The organism is Curtobacterium sp. APC 4022 (assembly GCF_030407555.1).
Classification (GTDB): Bacteria; Actinomycetota; Actinomycetes; order Actinomycetales; family Microbacteriaceae; genus Curtobacterium.
In genome coordinates this window covers 1-22027 of the sequence record NZ_JASDDD010000054.1, presented here as the reverse complement: position 1 = coordinate 22027, position 22027 = coordinate 1, and the positions used below count along the sequence as shown (strand labels likewise).

Annotated in this window: 15 protein-coding genes; 10 read left to right on the top strand and 5 right to left on the bottom strand. The window is 72.6% G+C overall.

The window, feature by feature from the left end; genetic code table 11:
* Positions 1–126: 126 nt before the first annotated feature.
* Together rocD and ddaH are read right to left on the bottom strand one after the other, a co-directional pair.
* On the bottom strand, positions 127–1350 hold the full coding sequence (gene rocD, locus QL987_RS14310; RefSeq protein ID WP_290158265.1) for an ornithine--oxo-acid transaminase: 1224 nt from the start codon (positions 1348–1350) through the stop codon (positions 127–129).
* The gene (ddaH, locus tag QL987_RS14305; protein ID WP_221849048.1) at positions 1350–2240 is read right to left on the bottom strand and encodes a dimethylargininase; all 891 of its coding nucleotides are present in this window, start codon (positions 2238–2240) and stop codon (positions 1350–1352) included. Before ddaH ends, rocD begins: the two co-directional genes overlap by 1 nt.
* Positions 2241–2458: 218 nt before the next feature.
* Between ddaH and QL987_RS14300 the strand changes: the two genes are divergently transcribed.
* The 8 genes from QL987_RS14300 (at position 2459) to QL987_RS14265 (ending at position 10535) form a co-directional block, all read left to right on the top strand.
* Complete coding sequence (locus tag QL987_RS14300; protein WP_111076413.1) at positions 2459–2896, top strand: Lrp/AsnC family transcriptional regulator; 438 nt, start codon at positions 2459–2461, stop codon at positions 2894–2896.
* Positions 2897–2997: 101 nt separating this feature from the next.
* A complete protein-coding gene (locus tag QL987_RS14295; RefSeq protein ID WP_290158263.1) occupies positions 2998–3366 on the top strand; it encodes a hypothetical protein in 369 nt (122 codons plus the stop codon).
* 29 nt (positions 3367–3395) lie between these two features.
* Positions 3396–4235, top strand: a complete 840-nt coding sequence (locus QL987_RS14290; RefSeq protein WP_290158261.1) for a nitroreductase family protein — start codon at positions 3396–3398, stop codon at positions 4233–4235.
* Between the two features lie 70 nt (positions 4236–4305).
* Positions 4306–5091, top strand: coding sequence for a DUF2071 domain-containing protein (locus tag QL987_RS14285; protein ID WP_290158259.1), 786 nt, complete (start codon positions 4306–4308; stop codon positions 5089–5091).
* A gap of 204 nt (positions 5092–5295) precedes the next feature.
* The gene (locus QL987_RS14280) at positions 5296–6297 is read left to right on the top strand and encodes an SDR family oxidoreductase (protein WP_111076409.1); all 1002 of its coding nucleotides are present in this window, start codon (positions 5296–5298) and stop codon (positions 6295–6297) included.
* Positions 6294–6638: a hypothetical protein gene (locus tag QL987_RS14275; protein WP_253466117.1), complete on the top strand. Its 345-nt coding sequence runs from the start codon at positions 6294–6296 to the stop codon at positions 6636–6638. Before QL987_RS14280 ends, QL987_RS14275 begins: the two co-directional genes overlap by 4 nt.
* A 131-nt stretch (positions 6639–6769) precedes the next feature.
* The gene (locus QL987_RS14270; RefSeq protein ID WP_290158257.1) at positions 6770–9661 is read left to right on the top strand and encodes a hypothetical protein; all 2892 of its coding nucleotides are present in this window, start codon (positions 6770–6772) and stop codon (positions 9659–9661) included.
* A gap of 181 nt (positions 9662–9842) precedes the next feature.
* The gene (locus tag QL987_RS14265) at positions 9843–10535 is read left to right on the top strand and encodes a hypothetical protein (protein WP_290158256.1); all 693 of its coding nucleotides are present in this window, start codon (positions 9843–9845) and stop codon (positions 10533–10535) included.
* 74 nt (positions 10536–10609) lie between these two features.
* On the opposite strand, the gene QL987_RS14260 is transcribed toward QL987_RS14265, so the two are convergent.
* Both QL987_RS14260 and QL987_RS14255 read right to left on the bottom strand, forming a co-directional pair.
* Positions 10610–10822 (bottom strand): hypothetical protein, encoded by a 213-nt coding sequence (locus QL987_RS14260; protein WP_111076405.1) that lies wholly within the window; start codon positions 10820–10822, stop codon positions 10610–10612.
* A gap of 138 nt (positions 10823–10960) precedes the next feature.
* Entirely contained in the window at positions 10961–14518 is a 3558-nt protein-coding gene (locus QL987_RS14255; protein ID WP_290158255.1) for a proline dehydrogenase family protein, read from the bottom strand.
* 118 nt (positions 14519–14636) lie between these two features.
* Between QL987_RS14255 and QL987_RS14250 the strand changes: the two genes are divergently transcribed.
* On the top strand, positions 14637–15122 hold the full coding sequence (locus tag QL987_RS14250) for a MarR family winged helix-turn-helix transcriptional regulator (RefSeq protein WP_181439376.1): 486 nt from the start codon (positions 14637–14639) through the stop codon (positions 15120–15122).
* Positions 15123–15184: 62 nt separating this feature from the next.
* Positions 15185–16348: a SpoIIE family protein phosphatase gene (locus tag QL987_RS14245; RefSeq protein ID WP_111076402.1), complete on the top strand. Its 1164-nt coding sequence runs from the start codon at positions 15185–15187 to the stop codon at positions 16346–16348.
* A gap of 205 nt (positions 16349–16553) precedes the next feature.
* Here the strand turns inward: QL987_RS14245 and QL987_RS14240 are convergent.
* Positions 16554–22027 (bottom strand): discoidin domain-containing protein (locus tag QL987_RS14240; protein ID WP_290158253.1); only part of this gene is annotated, 5474 nt, incomplete at its 5' end.

The window sequence follows — 22027 nt, the reverse complement described above, 5'->3', positions numbered from 1 at the left end:
CGGCGCCGTCGGGACGGGCACAACAGGAACCGGCCCGAACCACGGGAATCCGTGGTTCGGGCCGGTTCCTGTTGTGCGCAGGCGGCTCGCGCCGGCCGACGGCCGACGGCCGGCGCGGCCGCGCGGCTACGCCAGGTCCCGGAGGACCGCGCCGAGGGCCTGCATCGCGGTGGCGATCTCCTCGTCGGTGACGACGAGGGGCGGGGCGAAGCGGATCGTCGACCCGTGCGTGTCCTTCACGAGCACCCCGCGCGCGGCGAGCTCCTTCGCGACCTGCTTGCCGGTGCCGAGCGCGGGGTCGATGTCGATCCCGGCCCAGAGCCCGGCGACCCGGTGGGTGAGGACGCCGTGCCCGACGAGCTCGTCGAGGAACCCGCGGAGGACCGGTTCGCCGTCAAGCGCGCGCTGCTGGAAGGTCCCCTCGGCGAGCATCGCGACGACCTCCGACCCGACGGCCGCGGCGAGCGGGTTGCCGCCGAAGGTCGAGCCGTGCTCGCCGGGACGCAGGACCCCGAGCACGTCCGCGCGACCGACGACGGCGGAGACCGGGACGATCCCGCCGCCGAGGGCCTTGCCGAGCGTGACGAGGTCCGGCGTCACGCCGACCCGCTGCACCGCCAGGGTGTGGCCGGTGCGACCGAGGCCGGACTGGATCTCGTCGGCGATGAACAGCGCGCCGAACTCGTCGCAGACCTCGCGGACGGCGGGCAGGTAGTCGGCGGGTGGGATGACGACGCCGCCCTCACCCTGGATCGGCTCGAGCAGGACGGCCACGACGGTGTCGTCCATCGCCTCCCGCAGTGCCGCTGCGTCGCCGTACGGCACGGTGCGGAACCCGGGCGTGTACGGCCCGAAGTCGTTGCGCGCGTCGGGGTCGTCTGAGAACGAGATGATCGTCGTCGTGCGGCCGTGGAAGTTCCCGCTCGCGACGATGACGGTCGCCTGTCCGGCGGGGACGCCCTTGACGCGGTAGCCCCAGGCGCGGGCGACCTTGATCGCCGACTCGACGGCCTCGGCGCCGGTGTTCATCGGCAGCATCATCTCGGTGCCGGTGAGCTCGGTCAGACCGGTGGCGAACGGGCCGAGGCGGTCGTTGACGAACGCCCGACTCGTCAGGGTCACGCGGTCGAGCTGGTCGCGGGCCGCGGTCAGGAGGCGCGGGTTGCCGTGTCCGAAGTTGACCGCCGAGTAGGCGGCGAGTCCGTCCAGGTAGGTGCGGCCGTCGACGTCGGTGACGGTCGCCCCGTGGCCCGAGGCGATGACCACCGGGAGCGGGCTGTAGTTGTGGGCGAGGGCACGGTCCTCCACGGCGAGCGCCGCAGCCGTGGCCACCCCGAGCGTGGCGGTCATCAGGAGCGCGCCACGGAGGTGCCGGTGCCGATCGGGTGCAGGTCGAGCGTGCAGCACTTCACGCCGCCGCCGCCCAGGAGCAGCTCGGACAGGTCGACGCCGATCGGGTTGTAGCCCTTCTCGCGCAGCTGCTCGGCGAACGTGGTGGCACGTGCGGCGATCACGACGTTGTAGCCGTCGGAGTACGAGTTCAGGCCGAGGATGGCGGCGTCCTCCTCGGTCGCGATGATCGCGTCCGGGAAGCGCTCGCGGAGGATGGCCAGGGACGGCTCGTCGAAGGCGCTCTCGAGGTAGGCGATGTTGGAGCGGCCGGACGCGTCGGGCACCGGGTCGAGGGCCGCGATGGCGGTGTCCAGGTGGTAGAAGTTCGGGTTGATGAGCTTCAGGGTGACGACCTCGCGGCCGTACACGCGGGCGAGCTCCTCGTGCGAGGTGCTGTCGGAGCGGAACCCGGTGCCGGCGTAGATGGTGTCGCCGATGAGCAGGAAGTCGCCTTCGCCCTCGTTCGTCTCCTCGGGCTCGGCGACGGTCAGGCCGGCCTGCCGGAACCAGTCCATGTACGCCGGGCCCTCGGGCTGACGCTCCGGGTACTGGAACTTCGCGCCGTACGCGACACCGTCGAGGACGAAGCCGCCGTTGGCCGCGTAGACCATGTCCGGCAGACCCTCGATCGGCTCGATCTGGTGGATCGCGAAGCCGAGCTGCTCGTACACGTCGACGAGGCTCTGCCACTGCGCGACGGCCTTCGCGGTGTCGGTCGGCTCCTCCGGGTGCATCCAGGGGTTGATCCGGTAGCTGACCGTGTAGTGGGTCGGCTTGCACATCAGGACGGTGCGGTGTGTGGCCGTGCGCTGCAGGGCGGTGGTGGGCTGGGGTGCGGTGTTCGACACGAGGTCCTCCAGGACCGGGGCCCGAGCCTGCCAGGAACCACCACGGTGAGAGCTCCGACGAGATGCAGGCTCACTCGCCGGAGGCGGACCAGGTCGACGCCTGAGCGAGAGTCAACCACAGGATGGGAACGGAACACAGCACCGCACCCCCGCACTGGGCGCACGTTTCGTGCGTCGATCCGTGTCTGCTCGCAACGACCACGCGTAAGATGGTCACAATGGATTCGCTCGACCACCGCATCCTCGACCAGCTGCGGGAGAACGCCCGCGCCGGCTACGGCGACATCGGCTCGGTCGTCGGGCTCTCCGCCTCCGCCGTGAAGCGCCGCGTCGACCGGCTCGTTGCCGACGGCGTGATCCAGGGCTTCACGATCAAGGTCGACCCGGCCGTCGACGACCGCGGCACCGAGGCCTGGGTCGAGCTGTACTGCCGCGGCACGGTCTCCCCCGACGAACTGCGCACCCTGCTCGACGCCGTGCCCGAGGTGGTCGACGCCGGCACGGTCACCGGCAGCGCCGACGCGGTCGTGCACATGCGCTCGCGTGACCTCCCCGCGCTCGAGGAGGCACTGGACCGCGTCCGCCTCGCCCCGCAGGTCGACCACACCCGCTCCGCGATCGTGCTGTCGAAGCTCGTCAGCCGCGGCTCCGACTGACTCCCCTCCTCGCGGAACGCAACGTGGGCGTCATCTCGCGACGGTGTCGCCGTGCGCGCAGCCGCCCGGGTTGCGTACCGCGGGCGGGTAGGTTCGCGTGCATGGGACGTGGGACGACGGCCGGGAGGCGCGGCGGGCCTCCCGGGTCGGTGGCCGCCCGGCGCCTGGTCACCGCTGCGACCGCGTCGTACGTCGTCAACTGCCTGTGGGGCACCGCGGTCGCGGTGCGCCTGATCCGCACCCGCAAGCTGCGCGTCGTGCACCACGGCCTGTTCGTGACGACCGCCGTCCTCACCGGAGCAGCCGCGACCACCCCGCTCTGGACGCGGTCCCGCGACGCCTTGTTCCTGCTGCCGGCACTGGTCCCGCTGGCCCTCGCTCCACGGACGAACCCCCGCACCGGAGCACACTGGAAGACCGCGGTCGCCGCCGCACCGTCCTACCTGGGGGCGGTCCTGGCTCGGCGCTGACCGCTCGACGCCGAGGCGGAAGGACACCCGTGGAACTCATCGAAGCCATCCGGCGCCGACGCACCACGAACGGGGCGTTCCTGCCGGACCCGGTGTCCGAGGAGCACCAGCGTCTGCTGGTCGAGCTGGCCGGTCGGGCGCCCTCGCAGCTGAACAGCCAGCCGTGGCGCTTCGTCCTGGTCGAGGAGCGGGAGACGATCGACCGCGTCGCGGACATCAGCGGACGGGCGATGACGCAGACCATGGCGGCGGGCAGCTTCTTCGAGCGGTACCGGCCGTACTTCCGGTTCTCGCAGGCCGAGATGGACGAGCGCCGCGACGGCATGCTGTTCGACAAGCTGCCGAAGCCGCTGCGGCCGTTCACGAACCAGGTGTTCACGAAGCGGGGGCAGTTCCTCATGAACGCCCTGCGGGTGCCGCAGACTCTGGGCGAGGAGAACCGGAAGCTCGTCGCCGGGTCACCCCTGCTGCTCGGCGTGATGCTCGACCGCGACGAGTACCGGAAGGAGGCCCGCAACGCCTTCTACTCGGTGTTCAGCATGGGTGCCGCGATGGAGAACATCTGGCTGACCACGACGGAGCTCGGCCTCGGCATCCAGTTCGTGTCCTTCCCGATGGAGATCGAGGAGTCGTGGCACGAGGTCGAACGGCTGCTCGAGGTCCCGCCGGAGCTGGAGCTGATGGCCGTGTACCGGGTCGGGTACCTGCCGCCGGAACGACGACGACCCGCGATCGACTGGGTGTCGAACGAGCGGACGCGACCCTCGCAGTACGTGTTCCGCGGCACGTGCGCGACGCCGCAGCAGGGGTGGGACGACCAGCCGGCGGTCGGCTCGGCGAGCCCGACGGGGTCGGGCCCAGCGGGGTAGGACCAGCTGGGCAGGGCACAGCGGAGCAGGGCACGATGGACCCGACCACGACGACGGACGGGACCACCTGATGACCGCGACGCTGCCCGACGGGGGTGCTCCGAGCCTCCAGGCCGTGACGCCCACCGCGCCCGCCCTGCCGGGGCGACCCTGGATCGAACAGGCCTGGCGTGACGTCGTCTTCGTGCACTGGCGGGTGGACGTGTCCGCGGTCGCGCCGCTGCTGCCCGCCGGCACCCGGCCGGACACGATGGCGCCGGACGGCACCGACGACGGCGTGACCACGTGGGTGGGCCTCATCGCGTTCAGCTTCGAGGACACCCGGTTCCCGCCGTTCGGCCCGCTCGGCCGGACCGGCAGCGTCGGCGACTTCCTCGAGGTCAACGTCCGCGTCTACACCCGCGACGACTCCGGACGCCGCGGGGTGGTGTTCCTGTCGCTCGACGCGGGGAAGTTCCTGCCCGCCGCCGCAGCGCGTGTCGTGACCGGCACGCCGTACCACTGGGCGCGGGTCGCCCGACGGCAGCACGGCGACCGGACGGCGTACGCCGTGCACCGGCACGGTTCCCGCCTGCGGTCCCTGCTCGAGGTCGAGGTCGGCGAGCCGATCACGGAACCGACCCCGCTCGAGTCGTTCCTCACCGCACGGTGGGGCATGCACGTCGGGCGGGCCGGGCGGACCTCGTGGTGGCCGAACGAGCACGACTCGTGGGTGGTGCACCGGGCGTCCCTGACCCGGCTGCGGGACGACCTGATCGGCGCGGCCGGGCTGCCGCTGGCGTTGACGGAGCTCGAGCCGGACTCGGTGCTGTACTCCCCCGGTGTCGTGACGCGCTTCGCGGGCCCGCGCGCCTGACGGCGCCGGCCTGGCCGGCCCGAGGCGGGCCCGCCAGGCGGGGCCGAGGCCGGCCCGAGGCTCGGCCCTGGGGACACTCTGCGGCCGCGGGACGCCGCGAACTGTCCGCCCAGCCGAGGCTCGGCGCCGGCACGGCCGCCGCCGGCCGCCCGGCGGGGGACAGCGGCTGACCGCCGGCGCGCCCGCACCGCGTAGAAGGGGTGCATGACTCGTGTGGCTGTGGTGACCGGCGGTTCGGCTGGACTGGGACGGGCGACGGTCCGTGAACTGGCGTCCCGCGGCTGGGACGTGGCCGTCCTGGCACGTGGTGCGGACGGCGTGCACGCTGCCGTCGCCGAGGTCGAGGCCGCCGGTCGTCGAGGCCTGGCGCTCGTCGCGGACGTCTCCGACCGCCAGGCCGTGGAGGACGCCGCCGACCGCGTCGAAGCCGAGCTCGGCCCCATCGACCTGTGGGTGAACGGCGTCATGGTCGGGGTGTTCGGCAAGTTCCTCGACACCGCGCCGGAGGACTTCGAACGGGCGCTCGACGTCACCTACCTGGGCTTCGTGAACGGCACCCGCGCGGCCCTGACCCGCATGGTCCCCCGCGACCGCGGCCAGGTCATCCAGGTGGGTTCGGCGCTCGGCTTCCGCGGCATCCCGCTGCAGGCGGCGTACTGCGGCGCGAAGCACGCGATCGTCGGCTTCACCGAGTCCGTCGTGTCCGAGCTGCTCGAGCAGGGCAGCAAGGTGCAGGTCAGCCGGGTCGACATGCCCGCCCTCAACACCATCCAGTTCAACTGGGTGAAGACGAAGCTGCCGCACCACCCGCAGCCCGTCGCACCGATCTACCAGCCGGAGGTCGGTGCCCGCGCGATCGCGGCCACCGCCGAGCGCCCCCGTCGCCGGACCTGGGTCGGTGAGTCGACGGTGTACACGATCCTGGGCAACCGGATCAGCGGTCGGTTCGCGGACTGGTACGCGGCGAAGACCCTGGTGCAGGGACAGCAGGCCGAGGACAAGGACGGCGACGAGACGCTGCCGTCGAACCTCTACGAACCGGTGCCGGGCGACCACGGCGCGCACGGCATCTTCGACGAGCAGGCCCACGAGTGGTCGCCGCAGACCTGGTGGGTGGAGCACCGTCGCCTGGGCAACGGGATCATCGGCGCAGCGCTCGGCGTCGCTGGGCTCGCGGTCGCCACGGCGGCGGGTCGCCGCCGATGAGCCGCGGGCGGGAGCGGGACCGGACGGCGGTCGTCGAGGTCCTCCGCGCCGGCATCGGCGTCGCGCACCTGGTCGGGGCGCAGCGCGCGAGCGGCCGGGTCGCCGTGTTCGGCCGGGTCCTGGGCGTCCGTCAGCTGCTGCAGGCGGGCCTCGTGGCCCGTGCCGCGACGCCGGAGGCCCACACGCTGAGCGCTGCGGTCGACGCCGCACACGGACTGTCGATGGTGCCGCTGCTGGCATTGGATCGGCGGTCGCGGCCCTTCGCGGTCCGCCAGGTCTGGATCGCCCTGCTGTTGACGGTGCTCGAGATCGGGCTCGTGGGGACGGGGCGTCGCCGCTGAGACCAGCGGGACCGGACGGGACCGGACCGGACGGGACCCGGCTGGACACCGGTGACCATCGCATGCAGAGGCTCTTCGGCTAGTGGAACACAAGATACGGGATGTACTGTCCCTCCACTGAAAGTCGGAACATGACACCCCGTCCAGTCATCCTCGGTGCCGCTGCCATCATCGGCACCTGCCTGCTCGCACCGTCCTTCCTGCCGTCCCCGTCGTTCGCCGCCGCCGCACCGGTCTCCGCCGCGAGCCAGCGCTCCGACGCCCAGGACCACGACGACGCCTGGCACGTCGACACCGCCAACGAGGCCCAGGTCGAGGTCCACGACGGCGTCGTCACCTTCACCGGGACCGCGACCACCGGCACCGCCACCGTCACGACCCGCGGCGCCACGGTCACGGCCCCGGTCCGCGACGGCAAGTGGGCCGCGGACGTGCCCGCCCGGGTCGGGGTCGCCATCTCGGCACGGTTCGACCTCCGCGCGACCGACGGCGGTCCGGTCACGGCCACCGCGCAGCGCCAGGTCAGCACGATCGCACAGACGACCCCCGTCGCCGGCAAGTGGGGCTTCGACTTCGCACCGGACCAGGCGGTGACCGCGGAGGACGGGAAGATCACCCTGACCGGCACCGCCCCGGACGGCACGGTCGCCGTCAAGGGCACCTACGGCGACGCGTTGGCGAGCACCACGACCACCGACGGGCGGTGGAGCGTGGAGGTCCCGGTCCGGTCCACCGGGCTGACGCACCTGCACTTCACCCTGACGGTCGACGGCAAGCAGGTCCGCAACGACTACCGACGAGTCGACGTCACCGTCCCCGCCGACAGCGCGTTCGCCGTCGACACCCCGAACCGTTCGGACGTCGAGCTGCACGACGGCTCGGTCCGGTTCACCGGCACCGCGACCACCGGCGAGGTCACCGTCGCCGGCCTCGGTGGCACCACCACCGTCCCCGTGGAGGACGGCAAGTGGACGGCCGACCTCCCCGCCCGACTCGGCACCACCTTCGACGTCACGTTCCAGCTGCGGGCCAGCCACGGCGGCCTCGTCACGAACACCGTCAAGCGCCAGGTCACCACCGTCGCCGAGATCACCCCGGTCGCCGGCAAGTGGGGCTTCGACTTCGCCCAGGGCCAGGAGGTCACCGCGAAGGACGGCAAGGTCACCCTCACCGGCACCGCCCCCGACGGTACCGTCGACGTCACGTCGCACAACGGCACCCCGATCGCCAGCACCGAGGCGCGAGACGGCCGTTGGAGCGTCGAGGTCCCGGTCGCCGCCACCGGCCCCACCACCCTGCGCTTCCTCCTCACCGTCGACGGCAAGCAGGTCCGCAGCGACTACCGGTACGTCGACGTCACGGTCCCCGCCGACAGCGCCTTCGCCGTCGACACCCCGAACCGCTCCGAGGTCGAGCTGCACGACGGCTCGGTCCGGTTCACCGGCGAGGCCACCAGCGGTGAGGTCACCGTCGCCGGTCTCGGCGCCACCACCACCGTGCCGGTGGAGAACGGCACCTGGACCGCCGATCTGCCCGCCCGGCTCGGTTACACCTTCGACGTCACCTTCCAGCTCCGCCACACCCACGGCGGCCCGGTCACGAACACCGTGAAGCGCCAGGTCACCACCGTCGCCGAGACCGCACCGATCGCCGGCAAGTGGGGCTTCGACTTCGCCCAGGGCGAGAAGGTCACCGCGAAGGACGGCAAGATCACCCTCACCGGCACCGCCCCCGACGGCACCGTTACCGCGAAGGACCTCAGCGGCGACACGGTCGCCACCACCGAAGCACGCGACGGCCGCTGGAGCGTCGAGGTCCCCGTCCGGTCCGCCGGCGGGCTCACCCTGCGGTTCGCCCTGACCGTCGACGGCAAGCAGGTCCGCAAGGACGAACGCACCGTCGACGTCACCGTCCCCGCCGACAGCGCCTTCGCCGTCGACACCCCGAACCGCTCCGACGTCGAACTGCACGACGGCACCGCGACCTTCACCGGCACCGCCACCGCCGGTCAGGTCACCGTCACCGGTCTCGGCGCCACCACCACCGTCCCCGTGCAGGACGGCAAGTGGACCGCCGACCTCCCCGCCCGCGTCGGGTACACCTTCGACGTCACGTTCCAGCTCCGCGCCACCGAGGGCGGCCCGGTCACGAACACCGTCAAGCGCCAGGTCACCACCGTCGCCGAGACCGCCCCGGTCGCCGGTAAGTGGGGCCTCGACGTCACCGAGGGACAGGTCTTCGAGGCGCACGACGGCAAGGTCACCCTCACCGGTACCGCACCCGACGGCACCGTCACCGTCCGGAACGGCAACCGCGAGGACGTCGTGCAGACCGAGGTGCACGACGGCAAGTGGAGCGTCGACTACCCGGTGAGCGAGTACGGCCACCAGCCCCTCACCTTCCTGCTGACCGTCGACGGCGAGCAGGTCCGTCGCGAGAACCGCACGGTCGAGATCAAGGAGCAGCGCGGCCCGGTCGACGCCGCGTGGGGCATCGACGTCGCCGACCGCGGGACGGTCACCGTCGACGACGGGACGACGACGCTGACCGGCACCGCCACGAAGGGCGAGGTCACGATCGTCAACCGCTACTACCACAGCACCCAGACCGTCCCGGTCGTGGACGGCCGCTGGAGTGCGACGGAGTACGTGCCCTACCTCGGGACGGACAAGATGACCTTCGACTTCGTCCTCCGCGAGGCCCCCGGAGCGTTCAAGTCCGCCGAGGAGACCCGCACCTTCGCCGTTCCCGAGTCGGAGATCGTCGACTTCACGCTCGACCCCGAGACGCCGCAGATCGTCGACGGCCTGGCGCAGCTGTCCGGCACCAGTGAGGCCGGCGAGATCGTCATCACCGAACGCAACAAGCCCGGCGAGGTCGCGCGCTTCACGGTCGGCAAGGGCGCCTGGAAGCAGGGCGTGCCGCTGGCAGCTGGTCGCCACGCGATCACCATCAAGTACATCTCGGACCGCCCGAACGTGTCGTCGACGTCTCGGAACGTCCTCTTGTCCGTGGTCGAGTAGGTCTGCACCACGCACACGGGAGCCCCGCCGACCAGATGGTCGGCGGGGCTCCCGTCGTCCGACGCTGCCGGTCGGCCTCCGCGGGCGAGATCGCCGGAACGGGAGGTCATCGCACTCAGAGGCTGCTCGACGAGTGGAACACAGAATACTGGGCGGACCGTCCCCTAGAGAAAGTCAGCTCATGTCACTCCGTCCCGTTGCCCTCGGCGCCGCTGCCCTCATCGGCACGTGCCTCCTCGCACCCTCCCTCGCCGCGTCCCCGGCCTCCGCCTCCACCGGCACGCCGAGCTCAGCAGTCAGTCCGCGTTCGAGCATCGAGGCCGCCGACCCCGCCTGGGGGATCGACCTGGCCAACGGCGCGACCGTGGTCGTCGAGGACGGTGCGACCACGATCAGCGGCACCGCCACCGCTGGAGAGGTCACCATCGTCAACAACTCCTTCCGCCGATCGACGGAGACCGTCCCCGTCGTGGACGGCCGCTGGACGAGCAAGCAGGACGTGTCGTACTCCGGCAACGACCACGCGGTCTTCGGCTTCACGCTCCGCAGCACCCCCGGCGGCCAGGAGCGCGCTGCGGAGACCCGGATCGTGTCCGTGCCGCGGACGTCCAGCATCGTCTTCTCGGTCGACACGGGGAAGAAGCAGACCGTCGACGGCCTCGCCCAGCTGTCCGGCACCGCGGAACCCGGTGAGGTCGTCATCACCAGGTGGGGCAAGTCCGAGCAGATCGCCCGCTTCCGCGTCGGCAAGGGCAACTGGACGCAGGGTGTACCGCTGGCCGTCGGCTCGCACGTCATCACCGTCAAGTACATCGCCGACCGGCAGAACGTCGGCTCACGGACCGTCAACCAGGCACTCACCGTGCTCGGGTAGGGACCACGCCACATCGCAGGGAGCCCCGCCGACCAGATGGTCGGCGGGGCTCCCGTCGTCGTCCTGCCGCGCTGCTACTCGACCTCGGACGCCGGGTCCTCGGCCTCGACACCCGTCTCGTCGAGACGGTCACGGAGGTGGTCGGCCATCACGCCGGCACCCTCGTCGCCGTGGTCGTGCTGGACCTGCTGCACGAGACCGTGGAGCTTCTCCTCGTTCGTCGCGTCGGTCGCACCGTCCATGATCGGCTCGGACTGGACGCCGTTGTCACGCTCTGTTGCACTCATGGCACGAACGCTACGCCGCACGCGGGTGCGCCTCACGGGCGCACCCCAGGTCGTGCGGAGATCGGACGGGAGGCCCGGATCACGTCCGCGACGCACCGGACGCTGGCAGAGCCTCCCGTCCGGCACGCACGCCCGACGTCAGAGGCGCAGGCGGGCGAACTCGGGGTCGAGGTCCCCGTGCCGATGTGCCGTGACGACGACCGTCTGCTCCCGGAGGTAGTGCGCCATCTCGACGACTCCGGCCTCGACCACCGGGGCGTCGTGGATGGCGGTGTCGATGCCGGCGCCGAGCGCCTCCTCGAGCGCGAGCGGGTCGCCACCGAGCAGGCGGATCCGCGAGCCCGGCCCACCGAAGGCGCTGTGCGGCCGGGGCTCGAAGCCCTGCGACAGCACCAGGTCGATGGCGTCCTGCGGTTCCGCCGTGCCGCCCGACCACTGCTCACGCAGGAGCGCGCCGGACGCCGCGCGGTCGAGGAACTCGGCGTCGGTCTCCACCAGGTGGTCGACCACGTCGAGCGGAGAGCGGCCGCTCGCGAGCAGCTGCGTCAGGGGGCCGGGGAGGGCCCGGGCGGTGCTGAGCAACACGTGGGCACGTGCTGCGGTCGCCGCGACGAGGGTGCGGACGAGGTCCCCGGTGCTGACGTCGGCGGACTGTCGGACCACGACGGACTGCGGGCGGTACCGGAGCACGTTGCGCTCGACGCCGAGCTCCGCGGTGTCGCGGGACCGGCCGAAGCGCTCTTCCCGTGCCTGGGCGTCGCTGGTGGCGCCGGCACGGACCTGGTCGAACTCCTCGAAGGACAGCCCGCTGCGGGACGCCTCGATGAGCGCGGTGACCCGCGGCGGCAACCCGTGCAGCTGGATGCTCTTGTGCACGGTGCGCGGGACGGGTTCCCAGTGCCCGAGCATCGCGACCGAGTCGGGGCCGCCACGTTTGGCCCCGGCACCGACTGAGGAGCTCCCCCAGCCGCCGGCGGGCTGCCGGACGACCGTGGTGTCCGTGGTGGCCCGGTTCACCACGAGGGTGCCGGCGGCGACCTGGTCGGTCCAGCGGGCGACCTCGTCGACGTCGAGGGTGTGCAGCGCCTCGACCAACCCGTGGTCGCCGCCGTTCTGGAGCGCGATCGCCTGCTCGAGCGTCTCGACCTGCACCACCCCGAGGACCGGGACGCCGGCCTCCGGGTGAGTGGACGCGCTACCGGGACGGACCCCGACGCGGACGCCCGGGGACCAGAGTCGGCCGGACTCGTCGAGCGGCCGCGGTTCGACGAGCCAGGACTCCCCCGGTGCCAGCTCGGTCAGGGCGGCGCGTGCGGCGCCGGTCGGCTCGACGACCAGCGGCCCGACCTGCGCCGCGGGGTCGGTGGGCCACGCGACCCGGAGTGCTCGGGTGGCGTCGGCGAGCTGGCGGAGGAAGCGGCTGTCGGCACCGTCCTCGCCGACCGAGCCGACGAGCACGACGAGCGAGATCGCTGCGCCGGCCTGCCCGGACTGGGTGAACGCCGAGGCGACGACGTCGCGGACGGCCTGGTCGACGTCGGCCGCGGGGGTGACGACGGCGGCCGAGATCGCTCCGGTGTCGGCGAGGAGGGGCAGGCCGGCCCGCCACCACCGGAACGACCGGGCGGTGTCGGGCGAGCCGGTGAGCACCACCCGGTCGACGGCGGGGTGGGCCACCAGGTCGCGGCCGAGTTCGCTGACGTCGAGGTCGACGAGCTGGAGCAGCGAGTGCGGGACGCCGGCGCTCCAGAGGACGTCGGCGAGCACCGCACCGGACCGCTTGGCGAGCGGGGACGGCTTGAGGACGACCCCGCTGCCGGCGGCGAGCGCCGAGAGCACGCCGTCCGCCGGGGTGGTCAGCGGTGAGTTCCACGGGGCGACGACGACCGTCAGTCGTGGCGGGACGAAGGTGGCTCCCACGACGTCGACCAGGTGACGTGCCCGGTCGGCGGCGTGGTGGGCGGCGTCGACGGCACCGCTGACCTGGCGGTCCGCCTCGGTCAGGGTCATCGCGGTCTCGGCGACGACGACCTCGACCAGGTCCGCACGGCGGACCTCGAGCTCGTGCGCGACGAGGTCGAGCAGTTCGGCGCGGTCCTGCGGGTCCTGCCGACCCCAGTTGACGCCGGCCTGCGCGGTGCGGGCGATGGTGCGTTCGAGGCGGGGACGGTCGGTGACGCGGGCGCCGCGGATGGTGGCGGTGCCGAGCTGCGAGCGGGGCACGCGGCGGAGCAGGTCGGCGGCCCACTGCCGGTTCGCGTCCACCCCGGCATCGGTGTCGACGGCGGGCGGGTGCACGGCGCGGATCTCGGGGGCGCCGAGGGGTGCCCGGCGGTCCTGGACGCGGAGGGTGACCGGCGCGGGGTCGTCGAGCGCGGCGACGGCGGCCACGAGCCGGTCGTGTCCGCGCTGCACGGCTGCGGCTCGGTCGTCGTCGCTGCCGCCCGAGGGGGACGGCGACGCTGCCGCGCCCTCGCGCAACCGGCGGGCGAGGTACGGGATCGCGGCGTCGAACTGGTCGGGGTGCACGACGGGGGTGAGGAGGGTGACCGTGCCGACGTCGGCGCGGACGGCGTCGAGGACGGTGCCCGTCATGCCGAGGAGCATCTCGACCTCGAGCGCGTCGGTCACCCCACGACGGTCGGCGAGCACGCGGGCGGCTGCGAGCAGGACGGGATCGAGTCCGGCGAGCGCGATCCGGACGGCGTCGGTGTGCTCCGGCGTGAGCGCGACGTCGAGCAGGCGCAGGAGTGCGGTGTCAATCTGCTGGCGGGTGGCGAGGAGGGCCGAGGGGCGGGCGTGCACGAGGGCGTCGGCGCGTTCCTCGGCCAGGTGGGCGCCGTCGACGAGCCGGACCCGGATGGGTGCGCCGCCGCGGAACCGTCGCGCGGTCGCCCAGTCGGTCAGGGACGCGAGGACGCCGAGGCTGTCCGGCAGCGACGCGGGCAGCGTGATGCCGGCGGTCGTGTGGGCGAACTCGTCCGTGTCGAGCAGCGTCCGGAACACCGCGACGGTCAGGTCGAGGTCGTGCGGGCCGTCGACGAGCAGCGTGACGGTGGTGCCCCCGGCGACGGCTGCGCGGAACACCGGGACGAGCCGGTCGACCGCCTGCGCCGTGGCGTCCTCGAGCGACCACGGCGACGTGGGCGGGACGACGTCCGCCACCGCGAAGGACACCGCGGGCACGTCGTCGCGTCCGACCAGGTCGGTGGTCCACGCCAGGCGACGGTCGCTCTCGGCGGGACCGGACACGGTCGGGCCGAGGGGCAGGACGTCGAGGCGGGTGCCCGTGCCGGTGAGCTTGCCGAGCGCGGAGCCGAGTCGGGCCGACGGGGCGTCCACCACCAGGTGTCCGGCGAGTCGGCGGAGCACCCGCCGCGCGGACGGGATGACCGCCCACGGCGCCATCGTCGCGAAGCCCCCACCGACGGTGACGGCGCCGCGGAGGTACCAGGCGAGGAAGTCCGGCACATCACGGCTGGCCTTCTCGAGGTTGCGGGCGGCGACCTTCGGGTCGTCGGGTCGGATCACCTTGTCGATGAACCCGCGGGCGAAGTCGAGTCCGCGCTCGTCACGCAGGACCTCGGCGAGCCGGGCCGCTCGGGCGTCGGGCTTCACCCCGCGGGAGGCGTCCAGCCAGCGGCCGACGAGGGCAGATGCGTCGTCGGTGCAGTCCTGGAGGCGTGCGGGCGGCATGGACTCGATCGTAGGCCGCTCCCCCGACGTCTCCTCGGAGGCGGCCGTGTGCCGTCCAGGAGTCAGCCGAACGGATGATCCCGGGCCGACGAGCTGTGCTCACGGATACGCTGGCCGGATGGTGGAGCACGGCGCTGACGGCCACGACTGGGCCACGTGGGACGCGTTCCACGACGTCTGGCGCGGGCTGGACCGGGCGCTGGACGTGGCCGTGCAGCGGGACGCCGGCATCTCCATCCCCGAGTTCGAGATCCTGATCGGCCTGCACCGCGACCCCGACCACCGGCTGCGCGTCCGCGACATGGCCGCCGGGATCGGCTGGGAGAAGTCCCGCGTCAGCCACCAGGTCACCCGCATGGTCTCCCGGGGGCTGGTCGCGCGTGCCGACTGCCCCTCCGACGGCCGCGGCAGCTGGATCGTGATGACCCCGGACGGTCGGCGCGCGGTCCTCGCCGGCATCCGGGCACACACGGCGGCGCTGGAACAGCTGTTCTGGAGGCCCGTGGCCGGTGACGCGGACACCCTGCGGGCCGTCTCGCACCGGGTCCTCGACGCCCTCGGTCCGGTGGACACGGGCGCGGACGTCGTCCAGGGGGACGCCTGACCTGACAGCCGCGCCGCCCGTCGTGGGAGGATGCCGAGGACCGATCTGTGGGGGGAGAGCGCATGGACACCGACGGTTCGCGCTCGGCGCGGGCGGCCCTCGTCGCCGCGCTCGACATCGTCGGACTCGCGCCGTCCGAGCGCTTCGACCGGATCGTCCGCATCGCCCGCGAGGTCTTCGACGTCCCGTTCGCGTACGTCAACCTGCTCGACGACACCCTGCTGCACACGCTGACGCCGAACCTGGCCGGCGAGCCGACGTCCGGGCCGCTCGAGTGGTCGTTCTGCCAGCTCACCGTCCAGCGCCCCGGGCCGACGGTCGTGCCGGACACGCTCGCCGACCCGCGCACCGCCGACCTGCCCGGCGTCACCAGCCGCGGCATCCGCTCCTACGCCGGGGTCCCCCTGACCATGCCGGGCGAGCTGACGATCGGCAGCCTGTGCCTGATGGACGTCCGGCCGCGGGAGTTCACTCCGCAGGACGAGGCCGCACTGATCGACCTGGGGCGGTGGACGGAGCAGGCCCTGGCGAAGGGGCTGCAGCACGACCGGCTGCTCGAGGTCGTCGAGGCCCTCACCCCGCCACCCGTCCACGTCCCCGGCTACACGCTGGCCGGACTGAGCGTGCCGTACGGCGACCTCAGCGGTGACGTCCACGACTGGACGGTCGCCGACGACGCCGTGACCTTCACGCTCGCCGACATCATGGGCAAGGAGCAGCCCGCCGCGCTGCTCGCCGCCGGACTGCGGGCCGCGCTCCGGCAGCACGAGGACCTGCCACCGGTCGCGGCCGTCGGGGCGGTCGAGCCGCGGATGAGCGAGGACCTCGGTCGGGCCTCCGCGTTCGCGACGCTCTTCCACTCACGCCTGACGCCGAGCACCGGGCGGCTCGACTTCGTGGACGCCGGGCACGGGCTCGTCGTGCACCTGCACGCGGACGGCACGTCGGAGATCCGGCGGTCGCGGGACCTGCCGCTCGGCCTGCACCCGCAGGGGGTCCCCTTCCGCCTCGGGTCCCTGGTGCTCGAACCGGGTGCCGCACTGCTCGTGGCCAGCGACGGCGCGCTCGACCTGGGCGACGGGACGATCGACACCCTGACGGACATCGGGCGGACCTACCGTCGGGCGCCGAGCACGGCCGCGTTCCTCGAGACGGTCCGACTGCGGGCAGCCGAGCAGGCGGAGGACGACGTCACCGTGACCGTCCTGGCACGCGACGCGCCCTGACCGGCCTGGCTCGCGACGCACACTGACCGGCCGACGTGCAGGTGCTGGTACCCGAGACCAGGCACCAGCACCAACGCTCGTGCTCCTGACCCGAACAGGTACAACGAACTGGCGTCAGCCTGCCCCGCTCAGCTGGGAGGCGTGGTGTCCGTCCACGATCAGGCCCCGAACTGTCCGCGGAACGCGTTGGTCGTCCCCGCCCGGGTCAGCGCACCTCGAACGCGAAGAGCGAGTAGCCGTACCCGGTCGCCCGGTGCACGCCCTGGAGGCGCACGTGCCGCCAGGTGCCGGACAGGTCGACCGTGTCCGTCCCGCCGTCGCCGTCGCTGACGGTCGCGATCGTGGTCCAGGCGTCGTCGGCGCTGTTCCGCGCCTCGATCCGGTAGGCGGAGCCGTACGCGTCCTCCCACTGCAGGGTCGCGCGGTGCAGGGGCTCCGCCGAGCCGAGGTCGACGTCCAGCCACTGGTCGTCGGTGTGACCGCTCGCCCAGCGGGAGCCCGGGTTCCCGTCCGTGGCGTTCCGCGCGGTGACACCGACCGCCTCGTCCGCCGACGAGGTCGTCGGGGCGTTCCGCGCCAGGTCGGGGGTCGGCACGCCCTCGGTCGAGTCCACGCGGAACTCGTGGAGCGAGTACCCGAACTCCGTGTGCCGTTGCACGCCGAGCATCCGCACGTACCGCGCCCGGACCCCGTCGAGCTGGTGGACCGCGGTACCGCCGGCCCCGTGGTCCTCGGTGGCGACGGTGCGCCAGACCTCGCCGGTCGTGGAGCGCACCTGGACCTGGTAGCGGTCGGCGTACGCGGCCTCCCAGTCGAGTTCCACCCGGTCGACGGGGACCACGGCGCCCAGGTCGACCGCGATCCACTGGTCGTCGGAGGCGCGGCTGGCCCACCGGGTGGTCCGGCTGCCGTCGACCGCCTGGTCACCGGACAGGTCACCGCGCTCGTCGGAGGACGTCGTCACCGGCTTGCCGACCGCGATGTCCCGCGAGGCGTGCCCGCCGTCGCCGGGCTCCGTTCCGGGGTCGGCACCGGGGTCGGAGGCACCGGCGTCACCGTCCGCCACGGTCGTGACCGTCGCCTGACCGGACGCGCCGCCGAGCGTGGCGTGCACGGTGGCGGTGACACCGTCGGCCGGAGCGGCCGTGACCGTGCCGTCGCCCGCGACCGAGCCGCCGCCGTCGATCGTCCACGTCGGCGCACCGTCGGTGCCGGCTGCTGCCGTCACCGGTCCGCCGTTGCCGTCCGCGTCGAATGCGTACGCCGTCAACGTGGTGCTGCCGCCGGCCGGGAGGCGCGTGGCACGCGGTCCGACCAGCACCGTCGACGGGGTGATCGCCGAGACCGACGGGGTGCCGTGGACCTCGAACGACCAGATCGAGTAGCCGTACTGCGTGAGCCGGTCGATGCCGTGCATCCGCACGAACCGGGCGGTGCTGCCGACGGCGACGTGGTCGGCTGCCGCCGACGTCTTCGTCACGTCCCGCACGGTGTGCCAGGGGCCGTCGGCGGAGTCGGCGACCTGCAGGTCGTACTCCGCCGCGGCGGCGCCCTCCCACGTGACGTCGACGTCGGTGACGTCGGTCGCACGGCCGAGGTCGACGGTGTAGTCGACGGCGTCCTGCCCGTGCGCGCTCTCCCACCGGGTCGTCGGGTCGCCGTCGAGCGCCTTGCCCGGGGTGTTCCCCCCGTCGCTCGACGTCGCGGTGGCGGTGGCGTGGAGCGCCTGGTCCGGGACCGTGGTGACCGCCGAGACCACGGCGCTGCCCTCCACCCCGCCGCTCGTGGCGGTGACGTGGCCGGCCCCGCTGCCGGCCGCGCGGACGCTGCCGGCGTCCACCGTGCCTCCCGGCAGGGTCGTGGCCCAGGTGACCGGAGCCGACAGCTCGATCGGGTCGCCGTACTGGTCGCGGCCGGTGGCTGCGAACTCGGCCGGGGTGCCGACCACCAGCTGCTCGAACCCGGGCGTCACCGCGATCGACGTGAGCTCGGGAGCGGGCGCGACCCGGAACCGGTACGTGTCACGGACCGACCCGACCGAGGCGGTGACCGTGGCACTGGCGGCGCGTTCCGTGGCCTCGTACGTGCCGTCGGCCGCGATCCTGCCGGTGCTGGCGTCCCAGGTCAGTCCGTCGAGCGGCATGGTCGCGCCGTACTGGTCGTACCCGGTGGCCGTGAACCGCGTGGTGGAACCGGGGACGAGCGTCGTCGGGCTGTCCGCCGTGTCGACGACGATCTCGGCCAGGTGGGCGTCGAGGTGGGACGTGATCTGGGTGTGCGCGGGGACGGCGATCTGGCCGATGACCCGCTGGCCGTCGTACACGTCGTACGAGTGCTGGACGTCGTCGGTGTTGTCGAGCACGTACGAGTAGGTGCCGTCCGCCGCGCGGAACACCTGGCTGAGCGGGTCGGAGGTGTGCCGGTCGGTGACCTCCGTGCCCACCGTTCGGTTCGACACGGCCTGGTGGTAGACCAGTCCGGCCATCGACTGGCCGGTGACCGCCGGGTCATCCGCGGCCCAGAGCGCCTGGTGGATGTCGAGGTACGTGTCCGGGTCGTACTGGGCGAGGAAGCCGAGCACGACGTTGCCGAGTGCGTCCCCCATGTCGCTGAACACGGCGGCCGCGTGCGCGGTGTCCGTGCCGGGCCGGTGGTGGGTCAGGTCGACCGAGTACAGCCGGTCGATCGTCGTCGTGTCCGCCGTGTAGTCCGTGGACAGGAACGACAGGAGCGGCGACTTCGTCGGCCAGTCCTCCGGCTGCCGGTCCGTGGTCGGTCCGTCGAGCTCCGCGGGGACGAGGGCCGCGGGCAGGGTCGTCGGGGTCCAGTACTGCGCCGGGAAGACGACCTCGCCGTCCGCGTCGGTGCTCACGACGAGCGTGCCGGTCGCCTGGTCGTACAGCGGGTTGGCGGCCGTCTTCGCCGTGACGTAGCCGGGGTGGTTCCGCTCGGCGGCGCGGATCGCGTCCTCGAGCTCGCCGATGGCGGCGTTCCGGTCCTGCGCGATCGCGTCGTTGCCGTAGGTCCCGACGCCCCACCACTTCTTGGTGAGCATCTGGATGTGCGCGGCGTTGCCCCCCACGACGCCGTCCTGCCCGACGACCTCCGGGCGTGCCTGCATCATCTGCCGCATGATCGCCTTCGAGAAGTCCGGGTCCCAGCCGAAGTAGTCGAACCAGGGAGCGGTCGGCATCCACTGGATGCCGTAGATCCACGCCGGGTCGCCGGAGAAGTACGTGGCCTCGGCCTGGCCGGAGTCGAACAGGATGCCCGCCTGGCCGTGCTGGTACGCGTCCGGGAAGGCACCGTTGCCGTCGTACGCCGTCGACGCCGGGTTGCCGTGGGCGTTCTGGTAGTAGTCGCGGACCGCGGCACGTTCAGTGACGTACTCCATCGCGCCGGTGGCCTGCATCTCCTCGTTGCCGAGGACGGTGCCGAGCAGGAACAGCCCCGCTTCGGACTGGATCGCCTCGGAGGACGACTCCTGGTTGTTGCCGCCCGGGGACGAGACACCGCCGGCGTTCGAGTGCCCCTCCCACACGCCGAAGGTGCGGAGGTGCGGGAACCGGTCGTCGTCGCGGTCCCAGTTGGCGTACTGCTTCGTCACCAGGGTGGCCATGCCCTCGTACCGCTTCGCCCAACCGGGGTCGACCGCCCCGAGGAGCGCCGTGGCGACGGCGAAGTACCCGTAGTGGAAGTGGTTGTCGTTGAACTGCGCCGACCCGTACGAGTCGCCGAAGCCGATCAGGGCCTTCCACGTCGGGTACATCGCGAAGAAGTGCTCGCTCTCCCCCGATGAGTAGGTGTACCAGTCGGTGAGGGCCTTCGTGAGCGTGGCCTGCAGCTCCTGCTCGTCGGCGGTGTCACCGATCTGCTGCGCCACCGTCATGTACTCGGCGAGCTGCTGGACGTCCTTGCCGCCCCAGTAGGTGTCGCCGCCGTACGTGGTCTTCTCGGCGTAGTCGGACAGGTACTTGCGGAGCACGTCCCGTTCGTCCTGACCCTTGGGCGGCGCACCGGTCGGGGTGAGGCCGGTGAAGGCGTAGTCGAGGGTCCAGCCGTCGTGCCCGATCGTGGTCTCCATCGTGCCGCGCGGGGTGGGGTAGGTCGCTCCGGTGAAGTGCAGGTCGTTCGTCGACTCCGCGTACTGGTGCTGCAGCCAGCCCTGCACGGTGTCGTGGTCCGAGCCCTGCAGCGTGTCCGTCTGCACGGACCACCGCTGCTCGACCTGCCCCGCCGCGGGGTCGTAGGAGTAGTCCATCGTGGTGTTCCGTGGCACGGCGAACGCGGTCCGCTGCAGGTCGTCGAGGCTCAGCCCGCTCTCCGGGACGGCACTGAGCACGAGGTACCGGGTCCCGGCGGAGGCGTCGATGGCGGTGCCGCTCCGCGTGAAGGTGGTCTCGTCCGGTGCGTGCACGCCGTACACGTGGTCGCCCTGCCGGATCTCGAACCGGTCGCCCGTGAACGGGAAGGTGATCGGCTCCCCGTCACCGTCGGTGATCGTCGCGCCCGACTGCACCGTCAGCCGTGGGGTCATGCCGTGGTACTCGAACCACTCGTACGGGTTGCCCTGGACGCTCGTGACGTCCATGTACTGGCCACCCGATCCGGCCTGCGGCATCCGCCAGCTGACGTTCCAGTCGCCCCAGCGGAGCGCGTCCGCCTCGGTCGCGGAGAACGCCGTCGAGAACCGCTGCGCGACCCCGTCCGGCTCGTCCGTCAGCAGCACCTGGTCGACCATCACGTGCGCCCAGCCGGCGGGCAACGAGTCGACGACCCGCAGCTGCGCCTGCTGCCCCGCCCACTTGCTGACGTCCCAGTCGACCCAGCGGAACTGCTCGCTGTTCGCGCCGGTGGCGGAGGCGACGACCTGCCCGCCGACGACGAGCTGCACGGCTTCCTGGTCGGCGTGCTGGCCCCCGGCGATCGTGAAGGCCAGGTGCGCGTGGTCGATCGCGAACGACCCGGACGTCAGGGTCCCCGTGGCGCTGTCGCCGGCGGCGGTGCCGGTGGCGGCACCCCACGAGGTCAGGTAGCCGTTGCCGAGCCACCCCGACACCTCGCTCTGCCCCGACGGGGTCCCGGTCGCCCGGCTGAAGGCAGTGCCGGTGCTCGTCCACCCGTCGGGCACGCCCTGCTCGAAGTCCGCGAGGAGTTCGTCCGAGGGGTCCGCCTCCGGGGTCACCGTGCCGCTCACCGTCACCGGCGACTCGAGCTGCATGGCGGTGCCGTCGCTGTTCCACGTCGTCGGCGAGGTCAGCTTCGTGCCGTCCTTGCTGTTCGAGGAGACGAACGGGTACGCCCACATGTCGCCGGAGTACTTGCTCACGAGCAGGTCGGTCCACCACTGGTTCGTCGGTACCGGCTTCCCCGCCTGCGACGGGTCGATGTACAGGTGCTGGTCCACCGTCTTCTGCACGTCGGCGCTGTCGCTGATCGTCGCGGGCGGAGCGGGTGCGAACGACCCGGAGCCGACCACTGTGCCGTCGGCGGGCGGAGCCGGGACCGCGGCCGGGCTCGGCAGCGCGGTGCTGGCCGACCGCACTGGCGGGGTCGACTGCGCGGTGTCCGACGCTCCGGCCGCCCGGTCAACGGCGTGCGCAGCGGTCGCGGGTCCGGTGAGCGCGATGACCGCCGCGACCACGAGGACCGCGGACGTCTCGATGGAGCGGGGCGAGG